Consider the following 17,291-nt stretch of genomic DNA (forward strand, 5'->3'; position numbering starts at 1 on the left):
GGCCCAAAGTGCCCCCATTGGGATCAGCAACGATTGTTCAAATGCAAGCGACCATGACAAAGCCTCTGCTGCAAGGCCAAATCATTCAGAATTCGAAAGCATGCTCACGTTCGAACCCGGGTAGTGGCTTAATTGCCGCATTAAATGCCCGTCTACCGGTTACAACCCCCCCTGCTTTGAAAAAAAGCCGCGCCACGCCGGAATTGCCCTGCCCTTCGACCGCGACGAGGCGGCCGCCTTCGGCGAGCTGGTCGAGCAGCGCCGCCGGCACTTTGCCGACGCTGCCGCCGACGAAGACGACATCGTAGGGCGCCTTGGCCGCATATCCCTGCGGCAGCGGGCCCTGGACCACGGTCACATTGCCGCAGCCCAGCGATGAGAGCACCGACTTTGCGGTTTCGGCCAGCGCCGAATCACTTTCAAGCGCCACCACGGAGCCCGCCAGTCGCGACAGGATGGCCGAGGCATAGCCGGTGCCGCAGCCGACATCGAGGACCGAATCAGCCTGACTGATCTCGGCCAGTTGCATCAGCTTGGCCAGCGGCGAAGGCTCCATCAGATATCGCGCGCCGCCGGGGCCGTCCGCGATGCGGATGTCTTCGTCGATGTAGGCGAGATTGCGCTGGCGTTCGTCGACGAAAAGCTCGCGGGGCACGGAAAGCATGGCGTCGAGCAGCGGCGTGCTGGTCACGTCGGTGGTGCGGATCTGGCCATCGACCATCTTGACGCGAAGCTCGGAGAAATCAGCGCTCATGTCCCAACCAATCCGCTTGCCGCGCCACATCGCGGTTCATTTAGACGGGAACGGCGAGCTCCCTGCGCTGACGCGCGGGAGCCCGGAGATTGGAGGCCTCGCCCGGAATCGAACCGGGGTGCAAGGATTTGCAGTCCTCTGCGTAACCACTCCGCCACGAGGCCTCGTTACTCCCGGCGTTCCACCCGGTTCCAATAGGTTGCGGCGAAAAAGCCGTCAAGCGGCGACAATGCATTCGCGACGGTTTCGCCTGCGCCAGTCCCCGCACCCCGCCCTAAATGCGAGACAGGGCGGTTCGAGCTGCGTTAGCAAGCCGTTAAGCATGGCGGATGATCGGGAGAAACTCCGCGCACCGGGCTGCGTTGAGGCCGAGGAGGACTGCGCCATGCAGCTGGCCAAACCGGACGAGTCGACCAACAACGCGGACAGCTCGCCGCTGCTGGGGTGCGAGGAGCTGGTGCGCTACGCCATGGATTGCCTCAAGATAGAAGGCACCGGCCGGCTTTCACCGCGCGACCGCGCGCGCCTTGCCTCGGCTTCCGCCGTCCTGAAGGAAATCAGCGAGGATCTGAGAGCAGGCCAGCAGGACGCCCCGGAGGAGGCGAGCACTGGAACGCAGGATAGCGCTGCGATTTGATTCGGGCCCCAAAGGCCGCCGCGACGAAGCCGGGCAAGGTCCCCGGCGTGGCCGATCAATCCGGCCGGCGCCGCCGTTCCCACCAGACGACGAACCGGCGCCGATGGCGGCGCACCATGGCGAATTCGTAGGAGAGCACCAAAAGTCCGAGCGGCACCATCCAGAAACCGAGAATCGGCAAGAACCCCAGAATGCCGCCAATCGTCAAAAGCACGCCGATTGCAATCCTGAGGCCGCGCGAACGCGGCATGGTGAACTTGCGCCCGAAGACCGATATCTTTCGCGCCGGTGCCTGGTTTTCTTCTGCTGCCGTCATCTCGAATGGCCGGTCCGTCTGGTGGTTTGAGGATGTCACTTGACGAAAGCCGCGACCGCGCATTCGGTTCCGCGCCCTCGCAAGACGGCTAATATGAGGACGAACGCCGCCGATTGCGAGAAACGCCTGAGCGAAAAAGTCTCGGAAAAATGCGAAATGGTTCTTTGCAAAGCCGAAAAGGGTTTGCTATAGGCTGCGCCACTCGCATGAGAGCCTCTGTTCCCCGGTAGCTCAGTGGTAGAGCAACCGGCTGTTAACCGGTTGGTCGCTGGTTCGAATCCGGCCCGGGGAGCCACTTAATCCAGAAATGTCTTTAAACCCAAGCACTGCAAGGGTTTCCGCCTCCCAGAGGTACACTGCGGGGTACACTGGGCTATGACGATCGGCGTGAACCACATTCAGAAGCGCGGCAAGGCCGGATGGCGCTACAGGCGCAAAATCCCTGGAGAACTTCGGGTTATTTTGGGCACGCGAGAACACCTCGTGCCCGCTTGGCGCCACTGACCAGGAGGCCCTCAAGAAATACCCTGGGGTTCATGTAGGGGCCGAGAAGTTTTTTGTCCGACGCGGTCAAGCGCGCGAACGGCCCCGACAGCGTGGGATCAGTTCCGCGACGAAATAGCCGCTGCTTGCAAAACGGGATTTGGCGAGGTCATCGAGGCGGCGCGATCCTATGTCGAATTCGGCGTGCCTGAAGGTCACGTCGCCTTCCACGCAGCGGCTCGATATGCCGATCCGTTCCGCTCAATGTCGTCGAGCAAGCCGTCTCTCGAAGAAACCAAAGCCGATAGTGATCAATGCCGCCAGCAGGAAATATCCTAGCGCGGCGGCGAACAGAGGCTCGTAGACCCGAAATGTCTGCGCGCGAACGAGGTTCGCCGCACCCATGAGTTCGAACACCGTGATCGTCGACGCCAGTGCGGTCCCCTTCAAAAGCAGGATATTCTGGCCGCCGATCGCCGGCAAAGCCAACCTGAAAGCCTGCGGGAGAAGGACGGAAATCATGATCCGTGTTTTCGACAGGCCAAGCGATTGGCCGGCCTCACGCTGCCCTTCTGGAATGGCCTGTATCGCCCCTCTCCAAATCTCGCCACAGTAGGCCGCGGTGTTCAGGGAAAGGGTAAAAAACGCATAGAAGTCCGCGCCTCGCAAAATGGGCCAGAGCGGGCTGTAGCGGATCGAGGGGATCCCCGAGAGAATTTGGCCGATACCGAAGTAGCAGAGGTAAAGCTGGACCAGGAGCGGGGTCCCCCGGAACGCGAGGATAAACGCAACCGCTGGATATCGCAGCCATTTGCTGTTGGATAGCCGGGCCAGTGCAACCGGGATGGCAAGCAAATTGCCGACCACCGCACAGCCGAGGAACAGGATTATGGTGACCTCGACGCCGGCCAGAAGCTGATTGGCAAGGTAGGCTCCAAACTCAGTCACGCTAGCCCCGCCTCCCGCCACGGACGGTGGCTGTTTCGAGGGCATGGAAAAGCATCGCCGATATGCCGGACATGGCGAGGAACACGAACGCGATCGCGCAATAGAACATGAAGTAATCGCGCGTCGCGCCGGCAGCCATCTTGCCGGCGAGAACGAGCTCGGTAAAACCGATCAGGCTGACCAGTGAGCTTTCCTTCAAGACGACCAGCCACAAATTGCCAAGCCCCGGCAAGGCCAAGGGGACCATTTGCGGCACGGTCACCAGGAAGAAGGTCTGGCGCCGTGTCAGACCGAGTGAATAGGCTGCCTCGACCTGACCTCGCGGGATGGCCACGATCGCGCCGCGCAGGACCTCCGTGCTGTAGCCGCCTTGAACGATCCCAAGCGACAGGGTCGCGGCGACAAACCCATTGACCTGGAATTCGGAAGTCAGTCCCGCCAGGCTCACGGCCCAGCGCAACGCGTCCGTCGCGGTATAGTAGACGAGAAATATGATGAGAATGTCCGGTACGGACCGGATGATTGTCGTATAGGCAACGGCTGCGGAGACCGCCACGCGGTTCTTCGAGATCTTGGCCACCGCACCCATGAGGCCGAGGGTCAGGCCCACGAGATAGGCGCTGATCGAAATTCCAAGGCTCAGGCAAGCGCCAAGAAGCAATTCGTCGCCCCAGCCCTTGTCCCCGAAGCTGAGCAGGGTTGCCCAAGACACGGTCGAGTTCATACAGCGCGTTCCAGTTCAATGAAGATGGCGACGGCCGCCCCGGGCCGGCCGTCCCCCGGGCCTGAACCAGATGATCAATCGCCGTAAATGTTGAAATCGAAATAGCGCTTGGTGATCGTCTCGTACTCGCCGCTGGCGCGCACCGCCTTGAGTGCTGCATTGAGGCGGTCCCTCAGAGCGGTGTCTTCCTTGCGCAGGCCGCCGCCGTCGCCGTATCCAAACATTTTCTCATGCGGCAGCGTCACCTTGATTTCATAAGCTTGGCCCTCCGGCTTCTTCAAGAAATCCTGGATCTGGATGCCTGCCGCAGCCATGAGATCCACGCGTCCGGCCTGGATGTCCGCGATTTCGTCATCGAGTGTTGGATAGATCTTCACTTCGGCAATGCCGTTGAACTTATCCTGCATGTAGGTCGCCTGCAGGCTGGCACTCTGTGCCGCGACCGCAATCCCCTTGAATGTCTCCGGCTTGGTCACGTCGAACTGCCGCGTATCCGCCTTGGCGCCGACAAGCACGTTGGGCGAATAGTAGTACTTGTCGGTGAAATCGATCACCTCCTTGCGCTTGTCCGTGATCGACATCGAGCTCCAGATGACGTCGAATTTCTTGGCCAACAGCGCGGGAATGATGCCGTCCCAGGCGATATCGACGATCTCACATTTCGCCTTCATCTCTTTGCAAACGGCATTCATCAGGTCGATTTCCCAGCCCTGCCAGGTGCCGCTGGCATCCTTGACGGAGAAAGGCGGGTATGGCTCCGCGGCGACACCGAAACGGATGACATCGTCGGCCGCCGACGATGAATTGGCGGCGCCAAATACCGCCACGATCAGTGACAAGGCGAGTGCAAGCTTTTTCATGATTGTTCCCCTTTTTGTTTATGTGGATTTGTATCTTCCGCAATGATGATGCTGGTAGCCGGGCATCTGCCGATCTTTCGACGTCGGCCCGTGGCCAGCCGGCAGCATCGAGCATCGTGGACTGGTTCGGATGTCGGCGATGCGAACTTGGCCATTCGGCTCAGTCGACCTTCTTTCAGGGCGGTGTTTGAAAACGCTAACAGTTCAAATGATCTCGATCTAATGCCCCCTGCCGTGCGGTTCATCACCAATAGTTATGACAGCGATAGCCCCTTCGAGTGACGCAGTCCGGCGACCGGCAAACGATCGCCGCTCGTTGATCTGCGCGTGCGAGGACAGGGCTGAATTGAACGGTTCACGACGCCGCCATTGATCGCGACTATGAGTTTTCAGCGATAGTCCCGCGTCCACGGGAATAAGCTCGCGACTGTCCACCAAATTTCTGATGTGGCATCGTCGGCCGGTTCCGGGATGGCCGGCCGCAATGCAGTCGGCCCGCGGCCCGTTCGCTCTAAGGTGGTCACATGAATAGCAGCCCTTGCCGGTCCATCGAGGAGATGAGCGAAAAGATCGCTGCCGGCCTGTCGCCCGTGGAAATCATGGAGGGTTGCCTCGATCGCATCCAGGAACTGAATGAACACATCAAGGCGATGATTTTCGTGGCCGAAGCTGATGCCCTGGACGCCGCGCTTCAGGCCACACGCGAAATCAGATCCGGTCACAGGCGCGGCCCGCTGCATGGCGTGCCGATCGCGGTCAAAGACGTTATCGACGTCAAGGATTGGCCGACAACGGCTGGCTCCCGGTTGTTTCGGGATCACGTCGCGACGGAAACGGCAACATGCATTGCCAATCTTCAGGCGGCCGGCGCCATCATCATCGGCAAGACGAACCTGCACGAACTGTGCGTCGGCGGCCACGACAATCCTTGGCACGGCAAGGTCGCCAACCCGCTTGATCCGGACCGTGGGACAGGTGGCACGAGCAGCGGGTCGGCCGCAGCGGTCGCGGCCGGTTTTTGCCTGGCAGCGGTTGGCACGGACAGCGGCGGGTCAAACCGATCCCCGGCTGCTGCAACCGGCTTGTTCGGTTACAAGCCGACGAATGATCTGATCGCCGTGCAGGGCGTCATGAGCATAGCGCCTTCGCTGGACTGCGTCGGCGTTCTTGCACGCTCGGTCAGGGACGTTCGCCTGGTGACCGAGGCGCTTGCCGGAAAACGGCTCGCCCCGTCGGCAAGCGGGGGCAGCAAAACGACAACGGGCATCACGATCGGCATCTGCCCCGAACTGCTTGGCGCTCACGTCGACACGTCAGTCGATATCGCGTTGGCTACCATGCTCGATCGTCCTGAAGTGCGCACGGTCGAGATCACCTTCGACGACAGGGAGGCGTTCGTTGCCGCGGGACTGACAATCCTCCAATGTGAGTTCGCGCGAATCTACCGCAATGCAATCGAGCAGAAGCCGGACATGGTCGGCGACGCGGTTCACTCATTCCTGCAGGGCGGCATTCGCATCCATGCCGGCGCCTATGATAGCGCCATCGAAATCCGTAACGGCGTGCGAGGCCGGTTTCTGGAGAAAATCGCGGGCCTGGACGCTTTTGCCATTCCTACGGCGCCTGGATCGGCGCCGCGGCTTTCCGACGAACTTACCGAGGTGAATGGGGAAATGGTGCCGTGGGGACTGGCCGGCGGCCGCTTCCGCCGCTGGGCAAATATGCTTGGCATGCCGGCGTTGGCTATTCCTTTGCCGGTTCCTGACGGGCTTCCGGTGTCGGTGCAACTGGCCGCAGGTCCGGGTCAGGACGCCGGTTTGCTCGATCTCGCCGAAATGTTGACAAGCAACTGAAATCAGTTCCGCCAAATCGCTGAAAGTTCATAACCTCCAGGAATAAACTTCCTTCGCGCGCCTCTTGGAACATCCGACCCTTCCCATTAATCTTGGCGTTCGCAGCTCGCTGTTTCGGCACAGCGATCAGCTGCCTGGCAAGGTAAGCGGGCATGAAATTTGGCGAAAAGGACACCGTCACGAAGGAGGCAGAGTTTACGCCTCGCGAGATCGAGGTCTTCGCTTCGGTCATGCTGCATGGAACAACCACCAAGGCGGCCGACGCACTTGACATCACGCAGCCGGCTGTCAGCAAGATGCTCCAGCAACTCAGCGAGAAGGCGGATTTCCAGCTGTTCAGGAAAAGCCGGCAGCGGCTGATCCCCACCCCTGAAGCACACATGCTCTATGCCGAGGTGAAGCGCGTTTTCGAGTCCGCGCGCGGCATCTCGCGCGCCGCGAGGGAGATACGCGAGTTGCGAAGTGGCAGGCTGAACATCTGCGCGCTCCCGGCCTTCGGGTCCACGCTGCTGCCGTCCATCATCACGAGCTTCTCAAAACAGCATCCATCCGTGTCGATTTCCCTGGATATCCGCAGCTCCGCCACGGTGGTGCAGCGGGCGAGCCGCAATCAGCTCGACATCGGAATAGGCGTAACGGCATCGGACGAGAATTCTTCAATCGTCAGGCGAGCGCTGACAGCGACCCCACCGGTTTGCGTCATGCCGGCGGGTCACCGTCTGGCTGAGCTCGACGTGGTGCAGGCAGAAGATCTCGACGGTCTCGACTTCATCTCGATGGGCTCCGCCGATCCGATGCGGCAGCAGCTCGATGCCTTGTGCGAAGAACGCGGAGTGGGACGTCTGTTGAAGGTAGAGGCCAGCCTGTCCAGTGCGTGCATCGCCCTTGTCGCTTCCGGGGCGGGCGTGAGCGTCGTCGACAGGCTTTCGGCGTGGCTGGCACGCGACCTGCCGATCGAGATCAGGGATTTCCGGCCACGTCTCGATCTGAACCTCAGCGTCTACCGGCCTTGGGGTGTCATTGCATCGACGGCGGCGGACGCCTTCACCGAGCATCTCATCCAGACGACGCGAAGCTTTATGAACGGCGTAGAGGCAGGAATCACCGCCCTGGGTCCTCGCCGCTAGGCCGACAGAACTGTTTCCATTCACCGCTGAAAGCCTCTAGCGGAGCGGCAGGCATTCGAACAGGCGGCCGATATCGGCTTCGTCATTGTAGACATGCGGCGACACGCGCATCTTCGTGCCGCGCAGCGTGACGTGCACGTCAGCCCGCTTCAGCTCTTGTGCCGCATTCGGCGCGAGACGGCCCCCTATGTCGAGGATCGCGATATGGGGCGTTGGGTGTCGCGGACGCGCGACCGGCAGCCCTCTGCTTTCCGCCTGCGCCCAGACAAGCTCATTAAGGTGACGCAGGCGCTCAAACACGCGCCCGACGGTCCAGCCGCGGATGAGCTTCATTGCGGCGATTGCGATGGGCAGGACCGCGAAATCGGAGCGTTCCCCCATGTCGAACCGCCGCGCGCCGGGAAGAAACTCGGCTACGGCCACCTTGTAGAAGTCCGATTTGTCCCCGCCCATCCGGTTCCATGAATGATGCTCCAGAGTGCGCCCCTCTGTGTGCCAACGCCGGTCGGCGTAAAGGAATGCGAGGCGATATGGCCCCAGAAGGAACTTGTAGGTGGCAAAGACGAGAAAGTCCGGTCGGACGCGCCGGACATCGAAGGGTATCGCGCCAACCCACTGGGTTCCGTCAACGACAAGACTGGCGCCCGCTGCCCGTGTGGCGGCGACCACCGCCTCCAGGTCGATCGCCATGCCCTCGAACCAATGCACCAGCGTCCCCGCAACGACCGCGATGGGACGGCTCGAGTCTTGGACTGCCGATACGATCGCGCTGGTCCAGTCGCCGTCGGCTGGTTGCGGGACGATATCAACGCAGGCGCCGGCGCGTTGCGCGAGGTCATACCAGACATATCTGTGCGAGGTGTGTTCGTTCTCCATCAGAAGGATGGCCGAACCTGCCGCAACCAAAACGTTGGCGGCTGCGATAGCCATGCCATAGCTGGTGGCGGCCACAATGGCGATCTCATCGGCATCGGCGCCCACCATTGATGCGGCGAGCTGCCGCGCCTCTTCCACCTCGTCGTAATAAGAGGCGATGGTCATTTTCCAGGGTTCGGCTTTCACCCTGACGCCGGCCTCGCCGGCCGCGACGGCGGCGGTCGGGATCGGAGACATATATGCGGCATCCAGATAAGCTGTCTCGCGGGGAATGGAGAAGAGATCTCGTTGGCAGCTCAGCATGGCATCACAACCTGAAATCAATTGAGGTGCCGAGTCCGGCGTTGCGGGCGGAGATATAGACAAGATTGGCAAGCTCGATGTCTTGCGCCGGAACGCCGAGAGACCGGAAAAGCGTGATCTGATCGTCGCCAGTGCGGCCGGGTTTCGCACCTGCCAGCACGTCGCCGACCTCGCCACGGATATGATCGACGCCGATCACGCCGGTTTCAATCGCCTCGATCAGTTCTCCCGCGGCCGTCAGCGCCATAGGCAGGTAGTCGACCCAGATCTGCGCTCTGCGCACACAGTCGAGGTCGAGCTCGCGGCATGAAGCGACGCTCGCCCCGACCGCATTGATATGGACACCAGGCGGAAGCCATTGGCCGCACAGCACCGGCTTTTCGGAAGATGTCGTGGTGCAGATGATGTCGGCCTCGCGAACGGCCTCGCCAGGGTCGTGATGTGCCTTCGCCTGGAATCCGGCGGCTGACTGCTCCTCGGCGAATCGCTGCGCCTTTGCAAAGTCGCGACCCCAAATATGGATCGCATGGATCGGCCGGACGCCCGCAATAGCCGCGACATGCCGGCGGGCTTGCTCGCCATATCCGAACAGTGTCAACGTGGTGCTGTCTTCGCGCGAAAGTGCCCTGGTCGCGACAGCACTGGCCGCCGCGGTCCGCCAAGCCGTAAGCTCTCCCCCGTCGATCAAGGCTACAGGCCGTCCATGATCCTTGTCGAACAGGAAGACACCGCCGCGATGAGACGCGAACCCATGCGCGAAATTGTCAGGAAACACGGAAAGCACCTTCGCCCCGAACAGCGGCCGGTCATCCAGCGCAGCATACATAAGCGACAGACAACTCCCGGCCGCACCCGGCAGCTCAAGTGTGCGCCTGATCTGCTGGCGCGCCATGCCGCTCGATGTTTTGCGCAGTGCGGCCTCGGTCGCTTCAAGAGCCAGGGATAGGCTCAAAATGTCCCGGATCGCGTTCTTGTCGATCAGGAGGAATTCCGGCTCGCCACTCACCGTGCAGTCTCTTCCATTCCGCGATCCCCGATGCGCCGATAAGCGTAGCATTGCTCTCGCAAACGGTTGCGCCCGAATTTGATAACTTCGCACGAGAAGTTGCCCGTGCGGGCTAATGGGCCGACCTGGGCAGCCGCAGATGGCTGGGACATTGGTTCATAACTTTTGGCCATGAACGGCAGCGACCAGTTCAATTGACCGCAGTTGGCACCCATTGCAATGTTTTCAGGCAACCGAGGATGTTGTGCGGGGTTGCAAACACATCGCAGGCGCCGATCGAATTAAGAAGAGCGGCGTCAGCAGTACTGTCAAACGCTCCAGCAACATCTCTCAACGATATAGCGGCATTTGCATCGATTCGTCTTTCAGAGATTACTCGTATCGGATGACGTCATTAGCCCGGGAATTTTTGGAGATCATCTTTATGCGTGTCGTGGTCATTGGTTCCGGTATCGTCGGCAGTTCCGCCGCCTATGAATGCGCCAAGGCGGGAGCAAGCGTCGTCGTGCTCGAGGCCGGACGGATAGCAGGCGGTACGTCGGGGGTAAGCTTTGCCTGGACAAATGCGACGACCAAGCGGCCCCGGCCGTATTTCGATCTGAACGTCTCGGGAATGCGCGCCCATCTTGAACTCAAGCGCGACTTCGGCATCGCTCCCTGGTTCACCCAGACCGGCAGTTTCGATTGGCGAACAGAGCCGGAGTCGATGGACGATTATTTCGAGAACTTCAGGCAGATGAAGGAATGGGGCTACGGCGTCGAGTGGATCGACAAGAAGCGCGTCGCCGAGATGGAGCCCGATATCGATGTCTCCGCTTTCGGCGATTGTCCAATCTCCTACTATCCGGAAGAAGGCTGGGTCGATCCGGTGCTCTACTCGGCCTGGCTTTTGCGGGCGGCGAAGGAGCGCTGGGGAGCACAGGTCAAACTCGGTTCACGCGTGACCGAGATCGAGACCGAAAGCGGGCGCGTACGGGCAGTTCGGACGGCGAACGGAGACCGACACCCTGCGGATGCCGTCGTGAGCTGCACCGGCGGCTGGTCTAGTGAGAGGCTCGGCGATGCCCAGGGTATTCCACTTTCCTCGACCATAGGCGTGCTCGCCTTCACCCCGCCGGTGGCCTTGACGCTCCGCAGCCAGCTGCATGCCGACGATCTGGATATCCGTCCCGACGGAGCGGGCCGCATCATGATCCATAAGGTCTCGGTGGACATGACCCTGGAGAAGCCGGAGGTGCTCAGCCCTGCCGGGAACGAGGCGGCGACGCTCCTGGATGCGGCGACCAAGGTCCTGCCTTCGCTCCGCGACGCAGGTGTGGAAGCCATTCGCACGACGGTCCGGCCGTTCCCGGAGGACGGCTACACCTGTGCCGGCGCCATGCCGGATATCGTCGGCCACTACATGGCCGTAACGCACAGTGGTGTGACCATCGGCCCGCAATTGGGCAAGGTGGTCGCCGACGAAGTCGTGCGCGGCAAAATCCATGACGAAATGGAAACGTTTCGTCCGCAACGCCTCTTCCAGGCCCACGCCCAGCGCTCCGCTGTCGCGCACGTCTGATCCCGCTCAGCAGACCGCTGGATTGCGTACGGCGGCCTGCTTTTGACCAACGCAACCAGGGGCCTCCGCCATGGGGAACATCGAACGATTCGACAAGAACGAACGGCTTAGCCGTATCGTCGTTCACAACGGCACGGCCTATCTCTCGGGCTTGACGGCCGATGACAAGAAAACCGGCACGTCTGACCAGACGAAGGAGATATTGGAAAAGGCGGATCGCCTTCTGGCGAGCGTCGGTTCGGATAGATCGAAGCTGCTGTTCGCGCAGATCTGGTTGAGGGATGTCGAAGACTTCGACGCGATGAACAAGGCTTGGGTCACATGGCTCGACGGCGTGGAGCCCCCGGCACGCGCCACGGTCGGGGCGAGCTTCGCCTTGCCCGAGATCCGTGTCGAGATCCAGCTTACCGCAGCGATTTGACACGTCGCACGCCACGTCCAGGCCAGCGAGTCCAATCAGATTCGTCAGGGACATGCTTGCGCACCGGCCTTCGCGGCGCGATAGATGCGGCGGTTTGGGGAGGAATCATGCGAAAAGTCCTGGCATCGGCATTGCTGCTGGCGGCTGCGGCGTTCGCGACCGGCGCTCATGCGCTGGACAGCAGCGGCACGCCCGTCGTCGTGACACCCCTCGCCTCGCGCACGACCACCGCTTCCGGCCAGCCGATCACGCTGCCGCAGAAGAACGTGCAGGTGCTGGTGTCGACCTACGACATAGCGCCGGGCGCGACCTTGCCGGTGCACAAGCATCCGTTCCCGCGCTACGCCTATGTCGAGGCCGGCACGTTGAAGGTCACCAATGTCGAGACCGGCAACAGCAACACCTACAAGACTGGCGATTTCATCATCGAGATGATCGGGCAGTGGCATCAGGCCACCAACATCGGTGAAGGCCCGGTCAAGCTGCTGGTGATCGACCAGGTCGAGGAAGGCACCAAGAACACGGTTTTGCGCCAGTAAGCCACCGCTGCTCCGGGTCCTCGAACTGTCTCGCCACGGGAGCGCGCCGCGCTAAGTCGTTGGCCCAGCTCCCATCCGGTTCCGCACGACCGGGCTGACGATGCTATGCCGGTTGCCCGCCTTACCGGCGGAACCGGATTCCCCCCGTTGGGTTTTTCGCGAAATCCCTTTGCTTGGTGAATGCCTTTTCCTGGAGCAAACTCCCTGCCGGGGCTCAAGGAGCAGAAATGAGAGCACGAACAGCGACGGTCGGCGATCTGGAAGACGTGTTTCGCCATTTGTCCAAGCGGATGTCCGACGAATACATCGCCGCCGGCAAGGACAGCAAGGTCGCCTACGACAATCTGATGATGAACCTGAAGGAGGGCCGCGCCCATGCCCTTGTCGACAGCGACGGGACCGTAGCGATCGTCGCCTGGCACGAGCATGGCGACGCCGCAGACACGCTGTTCGCCGCGCGCGAGGGCTTTTTCAGGGCCGCGACCGTGCGTTTCTGCAGGCGGCATATCAGGCAGATCCAGGCGCTCGCCGGCAATCTCCCTATTCACTCCCGCAGCTGGCTCACGGGACCGGAAATCGCAAAATGGTTTCGCACCATCGGCTATGTCGAACGCGGCGAGGAAAATGGCGCCAAACTGTTCGAATTGCCGCCGGCCGCGACCCGGCCGGGCTAGGCAAGCAGGTTTGGTGCACCGCGAGTCCAGCCGCCATTGCACCGTGGCACGGCTCGCCTTCGCGCGGCCTTAGCCCCAGGCGCCGACCATTTGGCGTGTCGTGGCGTTCAGCCGATTGAAGGCGTTGATCACGGCGATCTGGATGACGAGCCCGGCAAGCGCCTTTTCGTCATAGTGCCGGGCGGCCTCGTCCCATACCTCGTCCGTCACGGCATCCGTTCTGTCGGCCAGCCTTGTGCCGGCTTCGGCAAGGGCAAGCGCGGCGCGTTCGGCATCGGTGAAGTACGGCGTCTCCCGCCAGGCCGACAAGGCAAAGATGCGTTCGTCCTTCTCGCCAGCCTTCTTGAGTTCGCGCGCATGCATGTCGACGCAAACCGAGCAGCCATTGATCTGGCTGGCGCGCAGATGGACGAGCTTGCGCGTCACATAGGGCAAATCGGCCGCCTCGGTCGACTTGTCCAGCGCCAGCAGCGCCTGCAGGGCGCCGGGGATGAGCATCACGGGGTTCTTGAGCCTGGCTTCCATGGTGTTTCTCCGTTTGAAAAGTTTGGTCAGGGCGCGGTTTGCCATGCCCGGAAGCGGCGCATCCGGGGAGACTTGTTGTGGTTCGCCGGCCATGGCGACCGGTTGGTCGAGGAGAGTCGGCTCAGCCTTGCTTCGCAGCCACCTGCTCAAGTCGCTCAAGAATACGCGGCCAGCCGCTTCCCATGCCGACATATCCACGCTCATCGGCCGGCCGGAACCCCGAGTGCTCCATCCGCACCCGGGTCGCCGCGCCCTCAGGCGTGAGCGACCAGGTCACCACGGTTTTCAGTCCGCTGTCGGATTCGCTTCCGTCGCCCCAGCTATAGGCAAGCAGGCGTGGCGCCTCGACTTTCAGCACGACGCAGTTCGTCACCCCGGACCAGCCCGGTACCGGTGAAGCGCGGAAGGTGAAGCGGTGCCCCTCTTGCGGCGCGAAGTCATTCTGCATGAGCCATTCTGCGACGAGTTCGGGCACCGTCAGCGCACGCCAGATCTTCTCCGCCGAATGCGGAATCAGTCGTTCAACGACGATCGATTTGGTCTCTGTCATGCCGTGCTCCTCTTAGTCGTCGTCGAGCCACCGCTCGCGATCAATAACTCGATGGCTATGGGTTAACTCATAACCATGTAGTTATAAGACTATCAAGCAGGGAAATGCCCCCTGGTCCAATGCGCCGTGCCGTTCCTGCTTTCGCGCCCGCCGCGCGGGTGCTACGGGCTTCTCACAACATCATGGACAGGATCACACCTTGACTGAAGAAGCCCGCCCGCCGCTGATCGAAATCTGTGTCGAGGGCATTGATGGCCTTCTGGCCGCACAGGCCGGCGGCGCCGACAGGGTCGAACTGTGCGCCAGCCTCGTCGAAGGCGGCATCACGCCGAGCTTGGGAACCGTGCGCGCCGCGCTCGACCAGGCGATTGTGCCGTTCCATGTCATGGTGCGGCCGCGTGGCGGCGATTTTCTCTACAGCGAAACCGAGTACCGTTCGATGCTGGCCGACATAGCCGCCCTGCGCGACCTCGGCGTGCCCGGCGTGGTGTTCGGCTGCCTCACCGCCGAAGGCACCATCGACGAGCGCCGCATGAGCGAACTGACGGAGGCCGCCGGCGGCCTTAACGTCACGTGTCACCGCGCTTTCGACATGACGCGCGACCCGGCCGAGGCTTTGGAAGCGCTGATCCGTTGCAAGGTCGGCCGCGTGCTGACCAGCGGCCAACGCGACACGGCGATGGAGGGCCTGTCGCTGTTGGCGGACCTGGTGCGACAGGGGGGCGACCGCATCGTCATTCTCGGCTGCGGCGGGCTCGATCTCGGCAACATTGCCGAGGTGCGGCAAAGGACCGGACTGTCCGAAATGCATTTCGCCGTCCTTAAGGACGTGCCCAGCGCCATGCGCTACCGCAATCCCAAGGTCGGCATGGGTGGCTCCGATCTCGACCGCGAGTATCGCAATACGCTCACCGATACGCCGCTTGTGGCAGCGACGATCGCGGCGGCCAAGGCATGACCGCCCTCTCCCCGATCAGCCGTGTCAGGCAAAGCGACGAAGCGGCCATACTCGCGCTCAACAACGAGCATGCCGCCGAATTGTCGTGGCTTGAGCCCGAGCGCCTGTCTTTCCTGCTTGGCGAGGCGTTCTATGCGCGCCGCATCGGCGCGCTCGAAGCCTTCATCATGACCTTCGATCAAGGGGCTCGGTACGACAGTCCGAATTTTCTCTGGTTTCGCGAACGCTACGAGCGCTTCGTCTATGTCGATCGCGTCGTGGTGGCGGCGCAAGCTCGTGGCCGCGGCCATGCCCGCCTGCTCTACCAAGACCTGTTCGAGCACGCCACGCGCGCCGGCCATGCACTGGTCACATGCGAGGTCAATGCCGACCCGCCCAACCCGGCTTCGGACGCCTTCCATGCAGCGCTCGGCTTCACCGAGGTCGGCGACGCGGTGATCCATGGCGGCAAGAAGGCGGTGCGCTACTACGTCAGGCGGATCATCGCCTGAGCGCTGCTCCTTTCCAGGTCTCTGCCACTACTGGAACAACGCCGCTGCACTGACCAGCGTCGTCCAGAACCCCCACAACAGCGGGATGCCGACCAGCAGCCAGGCAAGGACCAATTTGACAGAATTGCTGTTGTCTTGCGCCATGATCACTCTCCTTACGCTGCAGCCGGTTCGGCCTTCATGTGGAACCGTGCATCCACCGGCCGCATCATCAGGTTGAGCAGGAAACCGACGACGAGCAGGCCGGCCATGATGTACATGGTGACCGTGTAGGCATCGGCCTTCGCTACTCCTGCATCGATCTGGTACTGCCTGATGTAGTTGACCAGGACCGGCCCCAGCACGCCCGCCACCGACCACGCCGTCAGCAGGCGGCCATGGATGGCACCGACATACCGCACGCCGAAGACATCGCGCAGATAGGCCGGAATGGTGGAAAAGCCGCCGCCATACATGCTCAAGATGACGCCATAGAACAGCACGAACAGGAACACGTTGCCCGACTGGCCCGTCCACGGCACCACCGCATAAAGGATCACGCCCAGCACGAAGAAGACCGCGTAGGTCGTCTTGCGGCCGATATAGTCGCTGGTCGACGCCCAGAAGAAGCGGCCGAGCATGTTGAAGATCGATAGCAGGCCGACGAAGCCGGCGGCGGCGGCCGGCGTGATGCGTCCCGGGAACATCTCCTGGCTCATGGCGGAGGCTTGGCCGAGGACGCCGATGCCGGCCGTCACGTTGAGGCACAGCACGCCCCACAACAGCCAGAACTGCGGTGTCTTCAACGCGTCGTCGAGATGGACGTTGGCGGTTGTCACCATCGGGTTTTGTGTCGTCGGCGGCGTCCAGCCGGCCGGACGCCAGCCATCGGGCGGCACCCTGACGATGACGGCGCCGATCAGCATGAAGATGAAGTAGACAATGCCCAGCACGATGAAGGTTTCGGCGACACCGATATGCTGCGGGGTCGAAAACAGCTTCAGCAGATAGACCGAAAGCGGCGAAGCGATGAAGGCTCCGCCGCCAAACCCCATGATCGCCATGCCGGTCGCCATGCCCGGCCGGTCGGGAAACCAGGTGATCAGCGTCTTGACCGGCGAGATGTAGCCGAGCCCGAGGCCGATGCCGCCCAGGACGCCGTAGCCGAGATAGATGATCCACAGTTGATGCAAGGTGACGCCGAGCGCCGACACGATGAAACCGCCACCGAAACAGCAGGCGGCCGCGACCATCGCCTTGCGCGGGCCGACGCGATCCAGCCAACCGCCGCCGAAGGCTGCCGCGAGGCCAAGAAACAGGATCGCGATCGAAAAAATCCAGCCGAGTCCGGTCAGCTTCCAGTCGTCGGGCGCCGAATCGGTGATACCGATCAGTTTCGACATCGGCAGGTTAAAGACGCTGAACGCGTAGGCCTGACCGATGCAAAGATGAATGCACAACGCCGCCGGCGGCACCATCCATCTGCTGAAACCAGGCTCGGCGATCGTGCGCGAGCGATCGAGCCAGCCGCCAGCGTTTTCCCTGGTCGTTGCCATTCCATCCTCCCATGCAATGCACCGATTCGAATAAACTAGGCGGAGCACGGGGCGGGACAACAAGGAATAGCTGCCATAATACCAATGTCTAAGGACATTGGGCTATCCGGCAAGCAGATCGCCAGGTAACCCCTGGCTATATTAGGACGA

At 61.9% G+C, this 17,291-nt stretch carries 19 protein-coding genes and 2 tRNA genes; 10 read left to right on the forward strand and 11 right to left on the reverse strand.

The window, feature by feature from the left end; translation table 11 throughout:
* Nucleotides 1–85: 85 nt before the first annotated feature.
* On the reverse strand, nucleotides 86–754 hold the full coding sequence (locus FJ951_RS20860; RefSeq protein WP_140495747.1) for a protein-L-isoaspartate O-methyltransferase: 669 nt from the start codon (nucleotides 752–754) through the stop codon (nucleotides 86–88).
* A 90-nt stretch (nucleotides 755–844) separates the two neighbouring features.
* Nucleotides 845–918: transfer RNA gene (locus FJ951_RS20865), tRNA-Cys, on the reverse strand.
* 221 nt (nucleotides 919–1,139) lie between these two features.
* Between FJ951_RS20865 and FJ951_RS20870 the strand changes: the two genes are divergently transcribed.
* Nucleotides 1,140–1,391, forward strand: coding sequence for a hypothetical protein (locus FJ951_RS20870; protein ID WP_140495746.1), 252 nt, complete (start codon nucleotides 1,140–1,142; stop codon nucleotides 1,389–1,391).
* Nucleotides 1,392–1,446: 55 nt separating this feature from the next.
* Here FJ951_RS20870 and FJ951_RS20875 read toward each other — a convergent pair whose 3' ends face one another.
* Nucleotides 1,447–1,707 carry a hypothetical protein gene (locus FJ951_RS20875; RefSeq protein WP_140495745.1) on the reverse strand — a complete coding sequence of 87 codons (261 nt, stop codon included), beginning with the start codon at nucleotides 1,705–1,707 and terminating at the stop codon, nucleotides 1,447–1,449.
* A gap of 220 nt (nucleotides 1,708–1,927) precedes the next feature.
* Between FJ951_RS20875 and FJ951_RS20880 the strand changes: the two genes are divergently transcribed.
* A tRNA-Asn gene (locus FJ951_RS20880) sits at nucleotides 1,928–2,002 on the forward strand.
* A gap of 449 nt (nucleotides 2,003–2,451) precedes the next feature.
* On the opposite strand, the gene FJ951_RS20885 is transcribed toward FJ951_RS20880, so the two are convergent.
* The 3 genes from FJ951_RS20885 to FJ951_RS20895 all read right to left on the reverse strand — a co-directional run bounded on the left by FJ951_RS20885 (nucleotide 2,452) and on the right by FJ951_RS20895 (nucleotide 4,722).
* Nucleotides 2,452–3,138 carry an ABC transporter permease subunit gene (locus FJ951_RS20885; protein ID WP_140517152.1) on the reverse strand — a complete coding sequence of 229 codons (687 nt, stop codon included), beginning with the start codon at nucleotides 3,136–3,138 and terminating at the stop codon, nucleotides 2,452–2,454.
* 1 nt (nucleotide 3,139) lies between these two features.
* Entirely contained in the window at nucleotides 3,140–3,862 is a 723-nt protein-coding gene (locus FJ951_RS20890; protein WP_140517154.1) for an ABC transporter permease subunit, read from the reverse strand.
* Between the two features lie 74 nt (nucleotides 3,863–3,936).
* Entirely contained in the window at nucleotides 3,937–4,722 is a 786-nt protein-coding gene (locus FJ951_RS20895) for a transporter substrate-binding domain-containing protein (protein ID WP_140495742.1), read from the reverse strand.
* Between the two features lie 524 nt (nucleotides 4,723–5,246).
* On the opposite strand from FJ951_RS20895, the gene FJ951_RS20900 reads away from it, so the two are divergent.
* Together FJ951_RS20900 and FJ951_RS20905 are read left to right on the forward strand one after the other, a co-directional pair.
* Nucleotides 5,247–6,575 (forward strand): amidase, encoded by a 1,329-nt coding sequence (locus FJ951_RS20900; RefSeq protein ID WP_140517156.1) that lies wholly within the window; start codon nucleotides 5,247–5,249, stop codon nucleotides 6,573–6,575.
* A gap of 152 nt (nucleotides 6,576–6,727) precedes the next feature.
* On the forward strand, nucleotides 6,728–7,702 hold the full coding sequence (locus FJ951_RS20905) for a LysR substrate-binding domain-containing protein (protein WP_140517158.1): 975 nt from the start codon (nucleotides 6,728–6,730) through the stop codon (nucleotides 7,700–7,702).
* Between the two features lie 36 nt (nucleotides 7,703–7,738).
* Here FJ951_RS20905 and FJ951_RS20910 read toward each other — a convergent pair whose 3' ends face one another.
* Both FJ951_RS20910 and FJ951_RS20915 read right to left on the reverse strand, forming a co-directional pair.
* On the reverse strand, nucleotides 7,739–8,944 hold the full coding sequence (locus FJ951_RS20910; protein ID WP_246671760.1) for an aminotransferase class V-fold PLP-dependent enzyme: 1,206 nt from the start codon (nucleotides 8,942–8,944) through the stop codon (nucleotides 7,739–7,741).
* Nucleotides 8,886–9,887 carry an ornithine cyclodeaminase family protein gene (locus tag FJ951_RS20915; RefSeq protein WP_181167634.1) on the reverse strand — a complete coding sequence of 334 codons (1,002 nt, stop codon included), beginning with the start codon at nucleotides 9,885–9,887 and terminating at the stop codon, nucleotides 8,886–8,888. Before FJ951_RS20915 ends, FJ951_RS20910 begins: the two co-directional genes overlap by 59 nt.
* Nucleotides 9,888–10,101: 214 nt before the next feature.
* Between FJ951_RS20915 and FJ951_RS20920 the strand changes: the two genes are divergently transcribed.
* The 4 genes from FJ951_RS20920 (at nucleotide 10,102) to FJ951_RS20935 (ending at nucleotide 13,082) form a co-directional block, all read left to right on the forward strand.
* A complete protein-coding gene (locus FJ951_RS20920; RefSeq protein ID WP_246671761.1) occupies nucleotides 10,102–11,448 on the forward strand; it encodes an FAD-dependent oxidoreductase in 1,347 nt (448 codons plus the stop codon).
* A gap of 70 nt (nucleotides 11,449–11,518) precedes the next feature.
* Nucleotides 11,519–11,869: a RidA family protein gene (locus FJ951_RS20925; RefSeq protein WP_140517162.1), complete on the forward strand. Its 351-nt coding sequence runs from the start codon at nucleotides 11,519–11,521 to the stop codon at nucleotides 11,867–11,869.
* Nucleotides 11,870–11,976: 107 nt separating this feature from the next.
* Nucleotides 11,977–12,408, forward strand: a complete 432-nt coding sequence (locus FJ951_RS20930) for a cupin domain-containing protein (protein WP_140495738.1) — start codon at nucleotides 11,977–11,979, stop codon at nucleotides 12,406–12,408.
* 227 nt (nucleotides 12,409–12,635) lie between these two features.
* Nucleotides 12,636–13,082, forward strand: coding sequence for a hypothetical protein (locus tag FJ951_RS20935; RefSeq protein ID WP_140495737.1), 447 nt, complete (start codon nucleotides 12,636–12,638; stop codon nucleotides 13,080–13,082).
* A gap of 69 nt (nucleotides 13,083–13,151) precedes the next feature.
* Here the strand turns inward: FJ951_RS20935 and FJ951_RS20940 are convergent, their stop codons facing one another.
* On the reverse strand, nucleotides 13,152–13,607 hold the full coding sequence (locus FJ951_RS20940; RefSeq protein ID WP_140495736.1) for a carboxymuconolactone decarboxylase family protein: 456 nt from the start codon (nucleotides 13,605–13,607) through the stop codon (nucleotides 13,152–13,154).
* A 121-nt stretch (nucleotides 13,608–13,728) separates the two neighbouring features.
* Nucleotides 13,729–14,157 (reverse strand): SRPBCC domain-containing protein, encoded by a 429-nt coding sequence (locus FJ951_RS20945; RefSeq protein WP_140517164.1) that lies wholly within the window; start codon nucleotides 14,155–14,157, stop codon nucleotides 13,729–13,731.
* A 199-nt stretch (nucleotides 14,158–14,356) separates the two neighbouring features.
* On the opposite strand from FJ951_RS20945, the gene FJ951_RS20950 reads away from it, so the two are divergent.
* Both FJ951_RS20950 and FJ951_RS20955 read left to right on the forward strand, forming a co-directional pair.
* On the forward strand, nucleotides 14,357–15,115 hold the full coding sequence (locus tag FJ951_RS20950) for a copper homeostasis protein CutC (RefSeq protein WP_140517165.1): 759 nt from the start codon (nucleotides 14,357–14,359) through the stop codon (nucleotides 15,113–15,115).
* Nucleotides 15,112–15,606 carry a GNAT family N-acetyltransferase gene (locus FJ951_RS20955; protein ID WP_140495733.1) on the forward strand — a complete coding sequence of 165 codons (495 nt, stop codon included), beginning with the start codon at nucleotides 15,112–15,114 and terminating at the stop codon, nucleotides 15,604–15,606. The genes FJ951_RS20950 and FJ951_RS20955 overlap by 4 nt, the downstream gene beginning before the upstream one ends.
* Nucleotides 15,607–15,761: 155 nt before the next feature.
* Here FJ951_RS20955 and FJ951_RS20965 read toward each other — a convergent pair whose 3' ends face one another.
* On the reverse strand, nucleotides 15,762–17,141 hold the full coding sequence (locus FJ951_RS20965; protein WP_140517167.1) for an OFA family MFS transporter: 1,380 nt from the start codon (nucleotides 17,139–17,141) through the stop codon (nucleotides 15,762–15,764).
* Nucleotides 17,142–17,291: the final 150 nt, after the last annotated feature.

The organism is Mesorhizobium sp. B2-2-3 (assembly GCF_006442405.1).
Taxonomy (GTDB): Bacteria; Pseudomonadota; Alphaproteobacteria; order Rhizobiales; family Rhizobiaceae; genus Mesorhizobium.